This is a genomic window from Bradyrhizobium sp. UFLA01-814 (assembly GCF_046718885.1).
Taxonomy (GTDB): Bacteria; Pseudomonadota; Alphaproteobacteria; order Rhizobiales; family Xanthobacteraceae; genus Bradyrhizobium; species Bradyrhizobium elkanii.
The window spans coordinates 1-16,596 of sequence record NZ_JAQOSR010000076.1 but is presented as its reverse complement, the minus strand read 5'-3'; the positions used below and the strand labels follow the sequence as shown (position 1 = coordinate 16,596).

Sequence of the window (16,596 nt, the reverse complement as noted above, 5' to 3'; positions counted from 1 at the left end):
GCTTTGCTCTTCGTTTCGCCGCTCTGATTACAGAGGGCGAAGGGAAAGCCGAGTGCCGACCGCAGGCGCGGTGCGGCGCGGATGGCGTGATATCTGCCCTCACAATCCCGAAGGCAGCATCTCGCTAGGCTAGCGCCGACACGAGCCACAGACCCACATGCAGATCGCGCCCATCCGCTCCGATGCTTGCGGCGAGCGCGTTGCGTACCGCTTCTATGGCGCGATGACGTTGAGCGTCCGTGGCATTCTCGAGCAGCGCAGGCAGCGGGCCGGCCTGCGTGATGAAGGCCATGCTTTGCGCGATGTCGCCGCCATGGATCGGCACGTCGGCCGCCTTGAGCGCAATGTCGTGAAATCCCGCCTCGGTCAGGATGCCGCGAACGCGCTCCTCGCGCGCGAAAGAAAACATCCCAGGCGCCAATGGATCGAGCGGCGGCTGAGGCGGCACGTGCGGTCGTGCCGCCTCGATCGGCACGCGAAACCACGGCGACTCCGGCATGGTGCGAAAACAGACGAACACCAGCCGCCCGCCCGCCTTCATGCCGCTGCGGATGTTGGCGAAGGCCCTGACCGGGTCATCGAAGAACATCAGGCCAAAGCGCGAATACACCAGATCCGCCCAGCGCGGTTCGAAGCCGTAGATCGTCGCGTCGGCCAGCGCACAAGTCACGTTTCCAAGTCCTGCCTCGGCGACACGATGCCTGGCCAGATCCAGCATCGGGACCGAGATATCGACACCCAGCACAGCACCTGACGGACCAACAACCTTGGCGAACGCCAACAGTGTGTCACCGGTGCCGCATCCGATATCGATGACGCGCTCACCCCGCTTTGCCGCCGCGGCACCCAAGCTGACGCTGGTGACTGACGTGAAGACATCGCTGATCACGGCTTGCTGCGAAACCCATGAGTGCCCCATGGTGCTGTTCCAAAACTCTGCCCCTCGGGGGGGTGCGGTAGGCGTCTGCATTTGATCAATCTCCTGGTGCTGAAAATCCGACGGAGTGTCGCCTGAAACAAACTGCAAAAAATTCCAAATGGAATGCGAACCGCAGCCGACGCACTTCCCATGTCGGCTTCAGGCCATCAGGACGTCTTCGCACGATCCGCATCTGATCGATGCTGGACAGCGCTCAGGTGGTGGAGTCATTGGCGCCGCTGCCTTTCGGCCTGGACATCGGAGGGATGCAGCTGCCGAAGCGTGGATCGAGCGGATCGTAGCGCGACCTCATCCTCGCGACGATGTAGAGTGCCGCCAGTGCGAAGGAGCCGAGCAACAGCAGGCCCCATGCAGGTGGCGGACCTGCAATCAAAAGCACTGCTGCTCCAACGAGTACTGACGCGAAAATGCCCGAAGACAATTTTGAAGCCATGACCGGCTCCGCAGCTAGCTCAAGGACGGGATACTACCCTGAAATCGATCTGTTTGTGAGAGGCCGGCTGCGACACGCCAGCGCAGATATATCCAGCTACGCCCGAGCAACCGCCAGTTCGCTCCCGGCCGCGAAGGTCACTGTTGCGAGTTAGAGGTTGAGTTGGCCCCGGCTCACTTGCTCACTGCCGCGTGGATGGCGCGGCAATGTTGTACCAGAGCCTCGTGCGAGACCACGAAGTCCTTCAACGGCGTCTTGATGTCGTAAAAGTAGATGTTGGCCACGAAGCCATAGATGCCGGCATCGATGGTCGTCGGCCTGTCGCCATGCACATAGCCTCGGCTCGGGATCAGGCTCGCCAGTGCGGCGAGATCGGCGAGCCCGCGGGCCATCGCGGCGTCGGGCTCGAAGCGGCCGATGCCCTGGTAGTAATAGCGCCGGGCGTTGAACTCCTTGGCCTTCATCAAGCCGTCGTCGGTGAGGCCCGGATGCTCGCGCTTGAGCGCATCGCGGAACTGCGGCCAGTAGCGCGCATCCTGCCAGCGCGAATAGGACATCACCCAGTAGAGATCGTCGAGCGTCCGCGTGACGAGGAGATTGGTCGTGCGCTGCGCCGGCGTCAGCGCGGCATCCAGCGTCACACCATATTTTCCGGTGACATAGGCGAGGATGGTCTCGCTGTCGCCGACAGTGTCACGGCCGTCGACGATATAAGGAAGTTGCTGGCGCGGCGCCTTCGACGCATCGAAGATGTGCTCGTGCCGGAACGGCACGCCGGCGAGCTTCAGGAAAGCGAATACCTTCAGGCCATAGCCATTGTTGTCGGCGACGCCGAACAACGGCGGATAGGAATAGAGCGTGAGCATGGCGGCTCGTCACGTTCAAGGGCGCCGCAGGCTATCTCAGATGCGCCAGTTAGGCGAGCCCCGCGACTTCCATCAAGGTCCACAAGGAGGAGAAACCTTGTCGTCCCTTTCTGTCCTCAAACCCCAAGGCGATCCAAAGGAGCCTTGATCCTTATCTTGAGGCCGTTCTGCCGCCAGTCGTATTCGATCTTGCCCCCGAGCTGACCAGCAATACTGCGCTCCGTGAGTACGCTGCCAAAGCCGGCGGCTTGCGGCGGGGCGGCAATCATGGGCCCGCCGGTCTCATCCCACTCAAAATGCAAGTCGCCGCCTTGCGTCTCCCATTTGATACGGATCGCCCCGCTCGGCTCCGAGAGTGCCCCGTATTTGGCTGCATTCGTCGCGATTTCGTGCAGCGCAAGGGCGAAGCTCGTTACGGCCATCACGCCTACAGGCACATCGGGGCCGCCGATCATGATGCGGTCGCAAGAGCCGTCGTCATAGGGTTGCATGACGGTTCGCACGACCTCGTCCACCGTCGTCCGTTCGCTATGCGCTTCCGTACCCATGATCCCCGGACGTATAAGGTCCTTGGCCCGCATGAGGGCATCCAGCCGCCCGCGAAGCGAATGAGCCATTTCCTGCGGCGTTCGAGCTGATCGAGCACTAAGGCTGATGATGCCGTGGAAGATCGCGAACAGGTTTTTCACCCGGTGGTTCGCCTCTCGCGCAAGCAACCGTTGATGCTCTTGCGCTTCCTTCTGAGTGGTGATGTCCACTACGACACCGACGAAGTTGGTAAGCTCGCCGTTCTCGTCTCTCAGGCATTCGCCGCGCGCCTCGACCCAGCGGATGGTTCCATCTTTGTGGAGCAGCCGGTATTCCTGGATGTATTTTTCTCCGGTGGCGACCGCGAGATTCACGGCCGCAGTAGTCCGCTCCACGTCCTCCGGATGGATGCCCGCGACATATTCCGACAACGGTGCGCCTTTCTCGCCCTTGGCGGGATCGACTGAGAACATTTGTGCGAAATACGCATCCGAATAGAACGTGTCCGTCGGCACATGCCAGTCGAACGTGCCTATCATTCCGGCGGCACTTAGCGCTTGGCTGAGCCGTTTCTCCGCTCTGGCCAGTTCTCGCTGTGCCACAACGCGTTCAGTTGTCTCGTTCACGATGCAGAGGACGCCGCCTATGTCGCCCGCCTCGTTTCGAACCGGGGAATAGGAGATGTCGAAATAGACGTTCTCCGGATAGCCGTGCCGCTCGATGTAGAACGGACGATCCTTGGCGAATACGGTCTCACCGGTGTCGAGGACGCGCCTTAGCAGAGGTTCAAGATCGTCCCAAAGCTCCGCCCAATTCTCTCGCGCGGGCCGCCCAAGTGCCCTTGGATGCTTCTCACCGATGGTCGGTGCGTAGGCGTCGTTGTAGAGGGCCACGAAGTCCGCGCCCCAGAACAGTACGATTTGTGCGTTGGCAGGCAGCATGAGGCTGACCGCGCTCTTGAGATGTGCAGGCCATCCGTCAATGGGTCCCAAACTGGTCGTGGACCAATCGAGCGCGCGAATGAGCGCACTCAATTCGCTCCCGCTCGGCAGGAAGTCAGTTTGACATTTGCCGCGGGGACTCGTCTCGCGAGTGGTGCTCATTGCATTGAAGCAAACAGGACTTTGCGACCGGAAACAAGAGCCGCGTTCTCCTGCCACTCCCTTAGTCAACTGAGCCAGTTGAGCCAAATGAGCTAACAATGGTTCGGGCAATATCCGGTTCGGGCCATGAGCCGCCGATGACGCCCAAGCCGGGCGGCTTCCGCTTTGCCATCGGAAGCCGACGCCAGCGGTGCACGCTTCGGACGGTCAGGCCTTCGAGATCCCGCCGTCGATCACCGGTCCCATCGGCTCGTAGCGCTCGCCGCTGAAGCGCACCAGTTGCAACTGCTCGAGCGGATAATAGTCTGATGGCGAGGTGTTGATCCGGATGCCGGGCAACAGCATGTCGGATTCGAAATCCTTCAGATTGGCCGCCTGCTTGATGATGCTTTCGGACGACACGTCGTCGCCGCATTGCTTGAGCACCTGAACCAGGATCTGGCTGGTGAGATAGCCGGTGACGGCGTAGATGTCGTTCTTGGCCGCCGCCGGATCGTATTTGTCGAGGAAGGCGCGCCATTTCTGGATGGCGGGATCGTTGTCCCAGGCGGCGTCGACGGGATCCTTCAGATAAGCGCTCGAAATGATGCCCTTGGAGACGTCGAAGCCCGCGGCCTTCAGCGTCGAGCCGGCGGAGGAGGCGTTGTTGCCGATGTAGTGCGCCGGCTGCCAGCCGAGCTCGGCGATCTTCTTGATGCCTTGGGCGGCGAATTTCGGCGTGGTCATGCTCATGAACACGTTGGCGCCGGCGGATTTGCAGCGGACCACCTGGCTGTCGATGGTCGGATCGGCGGTCTCATAGGACAGCTCCGCCACGATCGCGGACGTCCTGGCGCCAAGTCCGTCCTTGAAACCCTTCAACACGTCGCGGCCGAAATCATCGTTCTGGTAGACGATGCCGATCTTGGGATCGTTCTGTGTCGACAGCACATGCTGCGCGAAGGCGCGGCCCTCGATCTGGTAGCAGGGCTGGAAACCCATGGTGTAGGGGAAATTCTTGTAGTCGCCGAACTTGGTCGCGCCGGAGGCGATGAAGAGGTGCGGGACCTTCTTCTGGTTCATGTACTTCATGATCGCCGCATTGGTCGGCGCGCCGAGCGGCGCAAACAGCACGTCGATCTCGTCGCCTTCGACCAGCTTGCGCGCCTGCTCGACGGTCTTGGCCGGGCTGTAGGCGTCGTCATAGGTGATGTACTTGATCATGCGGCCGTTGATGCCGCCTTGCTCGTTGATCATCTTGAAATAGCCGCCGGGCGTGCGGCCGATCGACGAATAGACCGCAGCCGGTCCCGAATAGGCGTCGATGTTGCCGATCACGATCTCGGTCTTGCCCTTGGCAATGGCGGGCGTGCCGAGCAGCAGCGTGGCCGACGTGGCAGCAGTGCCCTTGATGAGATCACGGCGTGTGAGCCGGGATGAACGGTTTTTTGGCATTGTCGTCCTCCGTTTCTTGTTGTTGGCCGTTTTGGCATTGTTGGCCGGTTGGCAGCCTCTGACGGGCATGTCGGCTTGAAGCATTCCACAGTGCTTCAGCCGGATCAAACCAGTCTATGAGTGAGGCGCGGCAGAACTTGTGTGCAGTCGCTATCGCCGGAAATATTCGCGCGGTGTCAGGGTCCGGAGCGGCGCGGCAGATCACATGATCCGCCGCGCCGACGCCGAGATCGATCAGGCCGCCAGAGCCCGGTTCGCCGCGCGATCGTGCGCATCGAGCTCGCGCACCGGAAACACGCGATCGTAGGCGATGTTAAAGGCGAACGCGTAGACCAGATAGAACGCGACGATGGAGATATCCATCATCAGCGCCGCCCACAGCGAGACGCCGAGATACCAGGCGACGAACGGGATCAGCAGCACGATCAGGCCGGCCTCGAACAGCATCGCGTGCGCGACGCGGATCGGCATCGTCTTGGCCATACGGCCGGTGACGCGGACCAGCGCGTGGTCGAAGCCGAGATTGAACAGCAAGTTCCAGACCGTCGCTACCGTGGCCGAGACGATTCCGATGACGCCCATATGGGCGACCGGCTGATTGAACAGCCAGGCGGCCGCCGGCGTGAAGATGGCGATACCGATCAGTTCGAACAGGACTGCGTGCCTGATCCGGTCGGAGAAGGAACGCATAGACATTTTGAAACCCTTTCTTGTCGTTGCGACCGGGTTTCTATCTGATATTGTTCCATAACAAAGTTAGGTATTATCTGGAAAAGAGATAGATGTCCGTTTCCATGGACCAGCTCGAATCCTTCGTGGCGGCGGCCGAGCAGGGCTCGTTCTCCGGCGCGGCGCGGCTTTTGAAGAAGGCGCAATCAGCGGTCAGCACGCATGTCGCCAATCTGGAGGCCGATCTCGGCATCGCGCTGTTCGACCGCGTCGGCCGCAATCCGGTGCTGACCGAGGCAGGGGCGCGGCTGTTGCCGGAAGCAAAACTGATCCTCGATCGCCGCGAGCACCTGATCGGTGTCGCCAGCAGTTTCGAGGCCCATGTCGAGAAGCGCCTGGTGGTGGCGATCGACGAGCTCTATCCGGAGAGCGCGGTAGGCGAGCTGTTCGCGGAATTCGCCGGGCGTTTTCCCCATGTCGAACTGGAACTGCTATTTCCGATCATGGAGGACGTCAGCCGTCTCGTGCTCGACGGCAAGGCCGATGTCGGCGTGATGTGGCGGCAGGAGCATCTGCCGCCAGAGCTCGGCTTCAAGACCATCGGCTGGGTGCCGCTGCAGCTGGTTTGCGGCAAGAACCATCCGCTGGCGCATGGCCGGGTGGATTGGGAGGAGCTGAAGCGGCATCGCCAGATCATGGTCACGGTGCGCAACGAAGGCACCGAGCGGCATCGATTGCGTGTCGCAGCCGAGGTGTGGTGGGTCGAGAGCCATTGGGTGATCCTGCAAATCCTCAAGCAGGGCGTCGGCTGGGCGCTGATTCCGGCGCACATCATGGCGAGCTCGCAGGTTGCCGATGAGCTCGCCATTCCCGAACTGGAATTCGACGAGGGCGCACATCCCGTCGCGCTCGAAGTGGTCTGGCACAAGCGGCGGCCGGCCGGGCCGGCGGCAAAATGGCTGCGCCGCCGTTTCGCTACGCGGCCGCCCATGCTGCGCATGTGATGCGACGAGCGCGCCGCCGCCCGTCGCATGGGAGCTGACATCGCGGCCGCGATGTGTTGCCATGCGTGCCGCACTGACCTGACAGGATGAAGACGATGGCGAAGCAATTCGAAGGTAAGGTCGCGGCCGTGACCGGAGCGGCGTCGGGCATCGGACTGGCCAGCAGCGAGGCGATGCTGGCGGCCGGCGCGCGCGTGGTGATGATCGACCGCGACGCCGCCGCGCTGCAGGCGCTCGCCGCCAGGCATGGCGATGCCGTGATCCCGCTGGTCATCGACCTGCTCGACCCGAAGGCCTGCGCCACGCTGCTGCCGCGGGTGCTCGAGAAGACCGGCCAGCTCGACATCCTGCATGCCAATGCCGGCATCTATGTCGGCGGCGACCTCGTCGATGCGGATACGAGTGCGATCGACCGGATGTTGAACCTCAACGTCAACGTCGTGATGAAGAACGTGCACGACGTGCTGCCGCACATGATTGCGCGGGCGACCGGCGACATCATCGTCACCAGCTCGCTCGCCGCGCATTTCCCGACGCCGTGGGAGCCGGTCTATGCGTCGTCGAAATGGGCGATCAACTGCTTCGTGCAGACGGTGCGGCGCCAGGTGTTCAAGCACGGCATCCGTGTCGGCTCGATCTCGCCAGGACCCGTGATCAGCGCGCTGCTGGCGGACTGGCCGGCGGAGAAGCTGGAGGAGGCCAAGGCGGCGGGCAGCCTGCTGGAAGCGAGCGAGGTCGCCGAGGTCGTGATGTTCATGCTGACCCGCCCGCGCGGCATGACCATCCGCGACGTCGTGATGCTGCCGACGAATTTCGATCTGTAGGGCGCATTTCTGCCGGACGTCGCCTCAGGCGGCGCCGCGATCGAACGCCGGCGCGGGGTCCTTCTTCGTCAGCCGGCGCAGCGCCGCGACATTGGTCGCGACGGAGGCCAGGCGGCACTGCGCCTTGCCGTCGGATTTGGCCTCATAGAGCGCGGCATCGGCAACGGCCAGGAGCTCCTCGGCCTCGGTACCATGCTCGGGCGACACGGCGACGCCGACACTGACGCCGACCTTTGCAAGCGTGCCGTCGGCGAGCCGGTAGGGCATCGTGACCGCCTGGATGATGCGATGGCCGACGGCGAGTGCCTGCTCGGCGGTGACGCCGTCCGCCAGCACCACGAATTCATCGCCGCCGAGCCGCGCGATCACCGCGGTCTCGGGCAGGGCGCGCCGCAGCCGCTCGGCGGCCAGCATCAGCGCCTGGTCGCCGGCCGCGTGGCCATAGGTGTCGTTGACCGGCTTGAAATTGTCGAGGTCGAGGAACAGCAGCGCGAACGGCCGGCTATCTCCGGCCGGGGCCGCGAGCTTCGCGTTCAGCGCGGCGACGAAACCGGCGCGATTGCGCAGGCCGGTCAGGGTGTCGTGATGGGCCAGATGGCCGTTCTCGCGCTCGGCGCGCATGGTCGCGATCAGCATCTTGTTGAGGCGGAAGGCCGCGACCGTCATCGCCGCGAGATACATCGGCACTTGCAGGAACACGATGAAGAGCAGTGGCTCGCCGGCCAGTGCCGCCCCGGGCACGATCGGGCCGAGGCTGAGCAGGATCATGGTGCCGGCAAGGCGCGGGGCGCTGAAGTTGCGGAAGCAGATGCCGCCGACCATCGCCGCCGCCGACAGCGAGGCCAGCATCGCAACCACCCAGTCGCCGCTTGCGAGGCTGGTCAGGATGCCGAAGCCGACGCTGGCGCTCCAGGCGACCGCAAGGACGAGGTGCAGATCGGTCGGCGTCGGCCGCCGCTCGCGCGCCGCGCGATGCGCAGACACCAGCACCGCCAGTCGCGCGAGGCAGATGACGAGTTCGAGGATGACCCAGGTGATGAACGGCGCGGTCGGCTCGCGGATCGCAATCACGGCCGCGACGGCAACCGTATTGACCGCACCGGCCGCGAACACCGGCAACGAGCCGTAGAGATCCCCGATCAGCGCCGCGCGGATGTCATCAGGCACGCCCGGACCCGCATCGGCGAGCCAGCGCGTCACGCCCCACCGCGGCTGGCAGTATCGTCCTTTTTCGGACTGCATTGTTCTTGCCTCGTACTTTCACCTCGCAACTGACCCGGCCGGACCTAACAGGCGTTTAAGGCCGGGGCGGATCGCGCGTCGTGATTGACGGCAGGTAAACTCGGAGGCGATCGCGTCGCAGAAATACCGACGCGGGAGGTCGCGATGCGGCCGTTGCGTTACACGGCGAGGAGCTGTTGTTCGGCCGCGCCGCCGGCGCGCTTCGGCTTCTTCGCCTTGGCCGGCGCGAACAGATTGCTTGCGGCAAGGCCCGCGGTGTCGGCGACGCCGGGATCACACGACACCATGGCCGCGACGATGGCGCCGTCGATCAGCAGCGCGAGCTGGTGCGCGAGCACGGCCGGCTCGGCCGCACCCATTTCGCCGGCGAGCTTCTCGATATGCGCCAGCACCACCTTCTTGTGCTTCAGCGCGATGTTGCGGAACTGCTTGGCGTCCTTGTCGTGTTCGGCGACCGCGTTGATGAAGGGGCAGCCGTAGAAGCGCTCCTCGGCGAACCAGGTCTTCAGGGCAGGAAAGATCCGCGACAACTTGGTCTGCGGATCGCCGCCGCCGGCCTCGATCGCGCCGATGAACCATTCGCGCCACTGCCGGCCTTCGCTCTCCAGCACCGCATGCACGAGGTTGGTCTTCGAGCCGAACAGCTTGTAGAGCGTCGTCTTCGCGGTTCCGGCCTCGTCGATGATCGCATCGATGCCGGTGGCGTTGATGCCGTTCTTGCAGAACAGATGGGTCGCCGCGTTCAGCAGGCGCCCGCGCGCCGATTCATCGTCGCCGGCGGTGAACGCCGCGGCAGTTTTTTTCTTCGCAAGCGATTTGGCCATGCGCGGCAGTAAATCGGAGCGCGGCGAAGTCATCAAGCCGCATCTTCACGGGGGCGGGCATGTGTGCCGTCCTGCGCTCAAAATAATCGCGGCAGCGCGGCAGATGCACCGCGTTTGAGCAGCCGCGCGCTGATCAATCCGCAGGCAGGCGCAGCTAAGCGCCTGCGGAATTTCGCCTTTTGATTTGGCGTGGGACTGGCACGCTTCGTGCAGGAAACAGACCGTTCGGTATCCTGAAATTCCATCGCTCCCAGGGAGAAAACTGATGACCGCTGTCGCCCAGAAAACCGCACTGACCGGCTGCCTCGCGCCGATCGACAGAGGCGGGCTCGAGCAGCTGATTGCCAATGGCAAGGCCAACCCGAAGGTGATCAAGACCTTGAAGTGCAAGACGGTGGCCGAGGGCAAGTTCCGCCACGCCAACTACATCCGCAATCTCGCGCCCTACATCGTCGACGAACCGCCGGGCCTGCTCGGCGACGACACCGCGCCCAATCCCTCCGAGGCCTCGCTCGCCGCGCTCGGCTCCTGCCTCGCTGTCGGCCTGCACGCCAACGCCGTGCATCGCGGCTGGATCGTCAACAAGCTCGAGCTCGAGCTCGAGGGCGATCTCAACATCACCGCGGTGTGGGGCACCGGCGACGTCAGCGAGAAGCCGGTCGGCTTCACCGACGTCCGCGTCAAGGTCGACATGGAGTGCGAGGGGGTCTCGCAGGCCGAGATCGACGCGCTGGTGGCGCATGTGAAGAAGTGGTCGCCGGTCGCCAACACCTTCACCCGTCCCGTCAATCTCGAGGTCAGCGCGTAAACGCCCGACCGGCAATTCAAGGTGCGGAGATCATCCATGGGTTCACTGGCTTTGTCGCGGGTCGCAGCTCAAGATCCCGCACCGACCATTGCGGACGAGGTTGCCCGCCTTGCCCGTCAGGAGCTGGCGCCGATCGCAGCCGCGGTCGATGCCGGCTCGGTCTATCCCGGCGAATTCCTGCACCGGCTCGGCAAGGTCGGCGCCTGGAGCAGCCATGTGCCGCAGGAAGGTCCTGCCGACCTGCGCTGGGCCATCCAGTCGATGGCCGCGCTCGGCGAGGTCTGCGGCGCCACCGCCTTCATGGCGTGGTGCCAGAACACGCTGGTCTGGTACGTCGCCAACTCCACCAACATGAAGCTCGCCGCGCGCTTCGGTGACTGCTTCTCGCGCGGGCGCGTGCTCGGCGGCACCGGGCTCTCCAACCCGATGAAGAGTTTCTTCGGCATCGAGCGGCTGAAGCTGAAGGGCCGCAAGGTCGAGGGCGGCTACATCGTCCGCGGTGCGCTGCCCTGGGTGTCGAACCTCGGGCCCGGCCATTACTTCGGCACGATCTTCGAGCGCGAGGACGAGGGCACCAAGGGCGAGCCGGGCGGCATCGCGAGCGGCGAGCCGGGCAGCATCGCAAGCGGCGAGCTGGGCAGCACCGTGATGTTCCTCGCCGACTGCTCCGATCCCGCGATCACGCTGACGCCCTGCAAGCCGTTCCTGGCGATGGACGGCACCGGTACCTATGGCGTCCAGTTTCGCGACGTGTTCGTGCCGGACGAACTGATCCTGGCCGAGCCGGCTGCGCCGTTCGTCAAGAAAATCCGCGCCGGCTTCATCCTGTTGCAGGCCGGCATGGGTCTTGGGCTGATGAAGGATTGCATCAACCTCATGGACGAGGTCCATGCGCCGCTCGGACACGTCAACCGCTATCTGCCGCAACAGCCGCTGCAATTCCGCGAGCTCTATGCCGAGTTCGAGAAGGAGGCGATGGCGCTCGCAAGCGATCCCTACAATGCCGATGACAGCTACTGGCGCCGCGTCGTCGCACTGCGGCTGCGGATCGGCGATGCCAGCGTCGCATTCGCACATGCCGCGATGCTCCATTGCGGCGCGCGCGGCTATCTGATGAGCCACCGCGCCCAGCGCAGGCTGCGCGAGGCCTATTTCGTCGCCATCGTCACGCCCGCCACCAAGCAGCTGCGCAAGATGCTGGCGGACGGCTGAAGCATGATCCGGAAAAGTGGAAACCGGTTTTCCCTCGCGACAAACGCGGAACGCGTTTGCGCGGAGATCATGCTCAAACAAGTTCGGGACCACCACAACTGCAACCACAGACAGGAGAGGCTGCCATGACGGACGTTCTGATCACCTCCGGCGAACTTGCCGAGCTCGTCAAGAAAGACCCGTGTGTCATCATCGACACGCGGAATCCGGATGCCTATGCGGCCGGCCATTTGCCCGGTGCCGTCAATGTGCATGACATCTTTACGTTCCTTGCGACCTCGACGCCGGAAGGCGTCCACGAGCTCAAGACAAAATTCGCCGACGCGTTCGGCGCCGCCGGTCTCTCCGGCAAGGAGACCGCCGTGATCTACGAGCAGTCGATGAATTCCGGCTTCGGCCAATCCTGCCGCGGCTACTATCTTCTGACGATGCTGGGTTATCCCAAGGTGAAGGTGCTGCATGGCGGCTTCGATGCCTGGAAGGCGGCCGACCTGCCGGTGACCACCGACGTTGCGGCGCCGGCGAAGACCTCCTTTGCAATCGTGCCGGAGGCCGGCGACATCATGATCGACGCCAGGGCGATGCTGGCGGCGGTCGGCAAGCCCGGCGTTGCGATCCTCGACGTGCGCGACGTCGACGAGTGGATCGGGGAAAGCTCCTCGCCCTACGGCAAGGATTTCTGCCCGCGCAAGGGCCGCATCCCCGGTGCGGTGTGGCTGGAATGGTACCGCATGATGAAGCCGACCGCCGAGGGCCCGCGCTTCAAGTCGAAGGACGAGATCCTGGCGGAGTGCGCCACCGTCGGCATCTCGCAGAGCACGCCGGTCTATCTCTACTGCTTCAAGGGTGCGCGCGCCTCGAACACCTTCCTGGCGCTGAAGAACGCCGGTGTGAAGGACGTGCGGATGTACTTCGGCTCCTGGAACGAGTGGTCGCGCGACCCGTCGCTGCCGATCGATGAGGGCTTGCCGACCGCGCCCGTCGTCACCGGCAAGGCGGCATAGAACCTGCATGTTTGTTGGTGTCCGGCGGCGCAAAACGCGGCCGGACGCCGATCAATGAACCGGATCGCGGAGCTCTCTGCGTTTCGGTGCGACAATGGGGCGCAGCATGTCCACGTCAGATGATCCCTTCGACGCCGACCGCGTGCTCGCGCGATCGGGTTGCGCCTGCGGTTGGCATCGCTCAGCCGCCGAGCATGAGCAGGCCGCGCGCACGCTGCGCTGCGAGCCGGTCGGCGATCTCAGCGAACAGAAGCGTTACGAAGGCATCGTCGCGTCGGCGGTGATGCGGGCGGTGTTTCCGCAGGATGTCGCGCGCCGCGCCTTCCTGAAATCGGTTGGCGCCGCGACGGCGCTCGCCGCGCTGTCACAGTTCTTCCCGCTGAAGACGGCGACAGAGGCGTTCGCCGACGCCGAGCCGCCGGAGAAGAAGGACCTCAAGGTCGGCTTCATTCCGATCACCTGCGCGACCCCGATCATCATGGCGGCGCCGCTCGGCTTCTATGCCAAGCAGAGCCTCAACGTCGAGGTGGTGAAGACCGCCGGCTGGGCGGTCATCCGCGACAAGACCATCAACAAGGAATACGACGCAGCCCATATGCTGGCGCCGATGCCGATCGCGATCTCGCTCGGCCTTGGCGCCAACGCCATACCGTTCACGGTCCCTGCGATCGAGAACATCAACGGACAGGGCATCGCGCTGGCGATGAAGCACAAGGACAGGCGCGATCCGAAGGACTGGAAGGGCATGAAGTTCGCCATTCCGTTCGACTACTCCATGCACAATTATCTGCTGCGCTATTACCTCGCCGAGCATGGGCTCGATCCGGATACCGACGTGCAGCTCCGCTCGGTGCCGCCGCCGGAGATGGTCGCCAATCTGCGTGCCGACAATATCGACGGTTTCCTCGCGCCCGACAATATCTGCCAGCGCGCGATCTATGACGGGGTCGGCTTCCTGCACATCCTCTCCAAGGAGATCTGGGACGGCCATCCCTGCTGCAGCTTTGCCGCCAGCCGCGAGTTCATCACGACGGCGCCGAATTCCTTCGCGGCGCTGACCCGCGCGATCGTGGATGCCACCGGCTACGCGGCGAAGGCCGAGAACCGCAAGCAGATCGCGGAAGCGATTGCGCCGGCCAACTACATCAACGCGCCGGTGACGGTGCTGGAGCAGGTGCTGACCGGCACCTATGCCGACGGGCTCGGCGGCGTGAAGACCGATCCGAAGCGCGTCGACTTCGACCCGTTCCCCTGGCAGTCCTTTGCGGTGTGGATGCTGACGCAGATGAAGCGCTGGGGCCAGATCAAGGGCGACGTCGACTACAAGGCGGTCGCTGAGCAGGTCTATCTCGCCACCGATACCAAGAAGGTGATGGCCGAGATGGGGCTCGCGCCACCCGCCACCTCGTACAAGTCGTTCTCGGTGATGGGCAAGAGCTTCGATCCGGCCAAGCCCGACGATTATCTCGCGAGCTTCAAGATCAGGAAATCGTCGTGAGCGGCGAGGTTTTCTCCACGGCGTCGTCCCTGCGAAAGCAGGGACCCATACGCCGTGCTCTCTCGGTTAGGCGCGCGGAGAGACACTCAGCGCAACAATTGGGGCCGGTGGTTATGGGTCCCTGCTTTCGCAAGGACGACGCGGGGAGGGAGTGCGCGTGACCTTTTCCCTCCGTCTCCGCGCCGCCATCGTCTCGATCGCGCTGCTTGCCGCCTTCCTTGGCGCCTGGCACCTAGCCACCCGCAGCACGGGCGCGGCTGCCAATATGAGCCCCGAATACGCCAGGCTGATGGGGCTGACCGCGACGCAGGGCAAGTCGGCGATGCCCGGGCCGCTCGATGTCGGCGCCAAGCTGTGGGAGCATCTGAAGCGGCCGTTCTACGACAATGGCCCGAACGACAAGGGGCTCGGCATCCAGCTCGCCTATTCGATCGGGCGCGTCGGGCTCGGCTATCTGATCGCGGTCGTCGTCGCGATTCCGCTCGGCTTCATGATCGGCATGTCGCCCCTGATCAGCAGGGCGCTCGATCCCTTCATCCAGGTGCTGAAGCCGATCTCGCCGCTGGCCTGGATGCCGCTCGCGCTCTACACGATCAAGGACTCCTCGATCTCCGCGATCTTCGTCATTTTCATCTGCTCGGTGTGGCCGATGCTGCTCAACACCGCGTTTGGGGTCGCCGGCGTTCGCAAGGAATGGATCAACGTCGCGCGCACGCTCGAGGTCGGCACCATCAGGCGCGCCTTCACCGTGATCCTGCCGGCGGCGGCGCCGACGATCCTGACGGGTATGCGGATCTCGATCGGGATCGCCTGGCTCGTGATCGTCGCCGCCGAGATGCTCGTCGGTGGCACCGGCATCGGCTACTTCGTCTGGAATGAGTGGAATAACCTGTCGATCACCAATGTGATCATCGCGATCCTCCTGATCGGCCTCGTCGGCATGCTGCTCGACCAGGTGCTGGCGCGATTCACCCGCATGGTGACGTTTCCGGAGTAGCGATGACCGACAAGTTCATTTCCATCGAGGGCATCGCGCGGCGCTATCCCGGCGCGGGCGGCGGCACTACCGCGGTGTTCGAGAATTTCTGGTTGTCGATGGCGCGCGGCGAGTTCGGCTGCGTGATCGGCCATTCCGGCTGCGGCAAGACCACGGTGCTGAACATCCTCGCGGGCCTCGACGAGCCGAGCGAGGGCACGGTAATCGTCGACGGTCAGGGGATCGAGGGCACCAGCCTCGACCGCGCCGTGATCTTCCAAAGCCATGCGCTGCTGCCGTGGCGCACCGTATCGGGCAATGTCGCCTATGCCGTCAGCTCGAAATGGCGCAAATGGGACCGTGCGCGGGTGAAGGCGCATGCGCAGAAGTTCATCGATCTCGTCGGGCTCACCGGCTCCGAGCACAAGCATCCGTCCGAGCTCTCCGGCGGCATGAAACAGCGCGTCGGCATCGCGCGGGCGCTGTCGATCAACCCGAAGATCATGCTGATGGACGAGCCGTTCTCGGCGCTGGACGCGCTGACCCGCGGCACGCTTCAGGACGAGGTGCGGCGGATCTGCCTGGAGACCGGGCAGACCACCTTCATGATCACCCATGACGTCGATGAGGCGATCTTCCTCGCCGACAAGATCTTCCTGATGACCAACGGTCCCGGCGCCGTGCTGGCCGAGATCGTCGAGAACCCGCTGCCGAAGGAGCGCGGCCGCATCGACCTGCACCGCCATCCCTATTACTATGCGCTGCGCAACCATATCGTCGATTTCCTGGTCAGCCGCAGCAAGAGCTTTGCCGCCGAGGTGACCGGTCCCGATCCGCGCCGCGTGCCGACGGTGCGGCCCGGCGTCGGCGAGCCCGTGATCGTCTCGCCGCCACGCGTCGTCGAACCCAATCCCGCGCAGAGCGCTGCGCGCTGAAGCCTGAGGAGGAAACCTGATGAAACGCGAAGACCTCACCGAGAAGCTGCTCGACATCAAGCGCGAGAAGGGCTGGAGCTGGAAATACATCTGCGAGAAGATCGGCGGCTATTCCGACGTGCTGATCACGGGCGCCATCCTCGGCCAAATGAAATTGACGAAGCCGCAGGCGGCGAATGCCGGCGAATTGTTCGGGCTGTCGAAGGCCGAGATCGCGATGCTCAACGAGGTGCCGATGCGCGGCACCGGCACGCCGATGCCGCCGACCGATCCCTTGATCTACCGCTTCTACGAGA

General features: G+C 64.0%; 16 protein-coding genes and 1 pseudogene. 9 read left to right on the top strand and 8 right to left on the bottom strand.

Translation table 11 applies throughout. From position 1 onward, the window contains the following. Window positions 1–124: 124 nt before the first annotated feature. The 6 genes from PMN64_RS22810 to PMN64_RS22785 form a co-directional block, all read right to left on the bottom strand. Window positions 125–919: a class I SAM-dependent methyltransferase gene (locus tag PMN64_RS22810; RefSeq protein ID WP_411782280.1), complete on the bottom strand. Its 795-nt coding sequence runs from the start codon at window positions 917–919 to the stop codon at window positions 125–127. Between the two features lie 214 nt (window positions 920–1,133). Further along, the gene (locus PMN64_RS22805; RefSeq protein WP_411782267.1) at window positions 1,134–1,319 is read right to left on the bottom strand and encodes a hypothetical protein; all 186 of its coding nucleotides are present in this window, start codon (window positions 1,317–1,319) and stop codon (window positions 1,134–1,136) included. A gap of 227 nt (window positions 1,320–1,546) precedes the next feature. Beyond that, window positions 1,547–2,239, bottom strand: coding sequence for a glutathione S-transferase family protein (locus PMN64_RS22800; RefSeq protein WP_411782266.1), 693 nt, complete (start codon window positions 2,237–2,239; stop codon window positions 1,547–1,549). Window positions 2,240–2,355: 116 nt separating this feature from the next. Further along, complete coding sequence (locus PMN64_RS22795; RefSeq protein WP_411782265.1) at window positions 2,356–3,708, bottom strand: PAS domain-containing protein; 1,353 nt, start codon at window positions 3,706–3,708, stop codon at window positions 2,356–2,358. 369 nt (window positions 3,709–4,077) lie between these two features. After that, window positions 4,078–5,304, bottom strand: a complete 1,227-nt coding sequence (locus tag PMN64_RS22790) for an ABC transporter substrate-binding protein (RefSeq protein ID WP_411782264.1) — start codon at window positions 5,302–5,304, stop codon at window positions 4,078–4,080. Window positions 5,305–5,538: 234 nt separating this feature from the next. Continuing rightward, entirely contained in the window at window positions 5,539–6,000 is a 462-nt protein-coding gene (locus PMN64_RS22785) for a PACE efflux transporter (RefSeq protein WP_411782263.1), read from the bottom strand. A gap of 86 nt (window positions 6,001–6,086) precedes the next feature. Here PMN64_RS22785 and PMN64_RS22780 point away from each other — a divergent pair, with 86 nt between their 5' ends. Together PMN64_RS22780 and PMN64_RS22775 are read left to right on the top strand one after the other, a co-directional pair. Beyond that, window positions 6,087–6,977 (top strand): LysR family transcriptional regulator, encoded by an 891-nt coding sequence (locus PMN64_RS22780; RefSeq protein WP_411782262.1) that lies wholly within the window; start codon window positions 6,087–6,089, stop codon window positions 6,975–6,977. A gap of 95 nt (window positions 6,978–7,072) precedes the next feature. Continuing rightward, on the top strand, window positions 7,073–7,801 hold the full coding sequence (locus PMN64_RS22775; RefSeq protein WP_411782261.1) for an SDR family oxidoreductase: 729 nt from the start codon (window positions 7,073–7,075) through the stop codon (window positions 7,799–7,801). A gap of 24 nt (window positions 7,802–7,825) precedes the next feature. On the opposite strand, the gene PMN64_RS22770 is transcribed toward PMN64_RS22775, so the two are convergent. Next, a complete protein-coding gene (locus PMN64_RS22770) occupies window positions 7,826–9,043 on the bottom strand; it encodes a diguanylate cyclase (RefSeq protein WP_411782260.1) in 1,218 nt (405 codons plus the stop codon). Between the two features lie 158 nt (window positions 9,044–9,201). Continuing rightward, window positions 9,202–9,867 (bottom strand): TetR/AcrR family transcriptional regulator, encoded by a 666-nt coding sequence (locus PMN64_RS22765; protein WP_411782279.1) that lies wholly within the window; start codon window positions 9,865–9,867, stop codon window positions 9,202–9,204. Between the two features lie 265 nt (window positions 9,868–10,132). Here PMN64_RS22765 and PMN64_RS22760 point away from each other — a divergent pair, with 265 nt between their 5' ends. The 7 genes and pseudogenes from PMN64_RS22760 to PMN64_RS22730 all read left to right on the top strand — a co-directional run. Beyond that, entirely contained in the window at window positions 10,133–10,675 is a 543-nt protein-coding gene (locus PMN64_RS22760; protein ID WP_038385944.1) for an OsmC family protein, read from the top strand. Window positions 10,676–10,711: 36 nt separating this feature from the next. Next, window positions 10,712–11,887, top strand: a complete 1,176-nt coding sequence (locus PMN64_RS22755; RefSeq protein ID WP_411782259.1) for an acyl-CoA dehydrogenase family protein — start codon at window positions 10,712–10,714, stop codon at window positions 11,885–11,887. A 125-nt stretch (window positions 11,888–12,012) separates the two neighbouring features. Continuing rightward, the gene (locus PMN64_RS22750; protein WP_411782258.1) at window positions 12,013–12,891 is read left to right on the top strand and encodes a sulfurtransferase; all 879 of its coding nucleotides are present in this window, start codon (window positions 12,013–12,015) and stop codon (window positions 12,889–12,891) included. A 106-nt stretch (window positions 12,892–12,997) separates the two neighbouring features. Further along, window positions 12,998–14,389, top strand: a complete 1,392-nt coding sequence (locus PMN64_RS22745; protein WP_411782257.1) for an ABC transporter substrate-binding protein — start codon at window positions 12,998–13,000, stop codon at window positions 14,387–14,389. Between the two features lie 157 nt (window positions 14,390–14,546). Further along, window positions 14,547–15,386 (top strand): nitrate ABC transporter permease, encoded by an 840-nt coding sequence (gene ntrB, locus PMN64_RS22740; RefSeq protein ID WP_411782256.1) that lies wholly within the window; start codon window positions 14,547–14,549, stop codon window positions 15,384–15,386. Window positions 15,387–15,388: 2 nt separating this feature from the next. Continuing rightward, window positions 15,389–16,300 (top strand): ABC transporter ATP-binding protein, encoded by a 912-nt coding sequence (locus PMN64_RS22735; protein ID WP_411782255.1) that lies wholly within the window; start codon window positions 15,389–15,391, stop codon window positions 16,298–16,300. Window positions 16,301–16,319: 19 nt separating this feature from the next. After that, window positions 16,320–16,596 (top strand): annotated as a pseudogene (locus tag PMN64_RS22730) (cyanase); the annotation flags it as partial.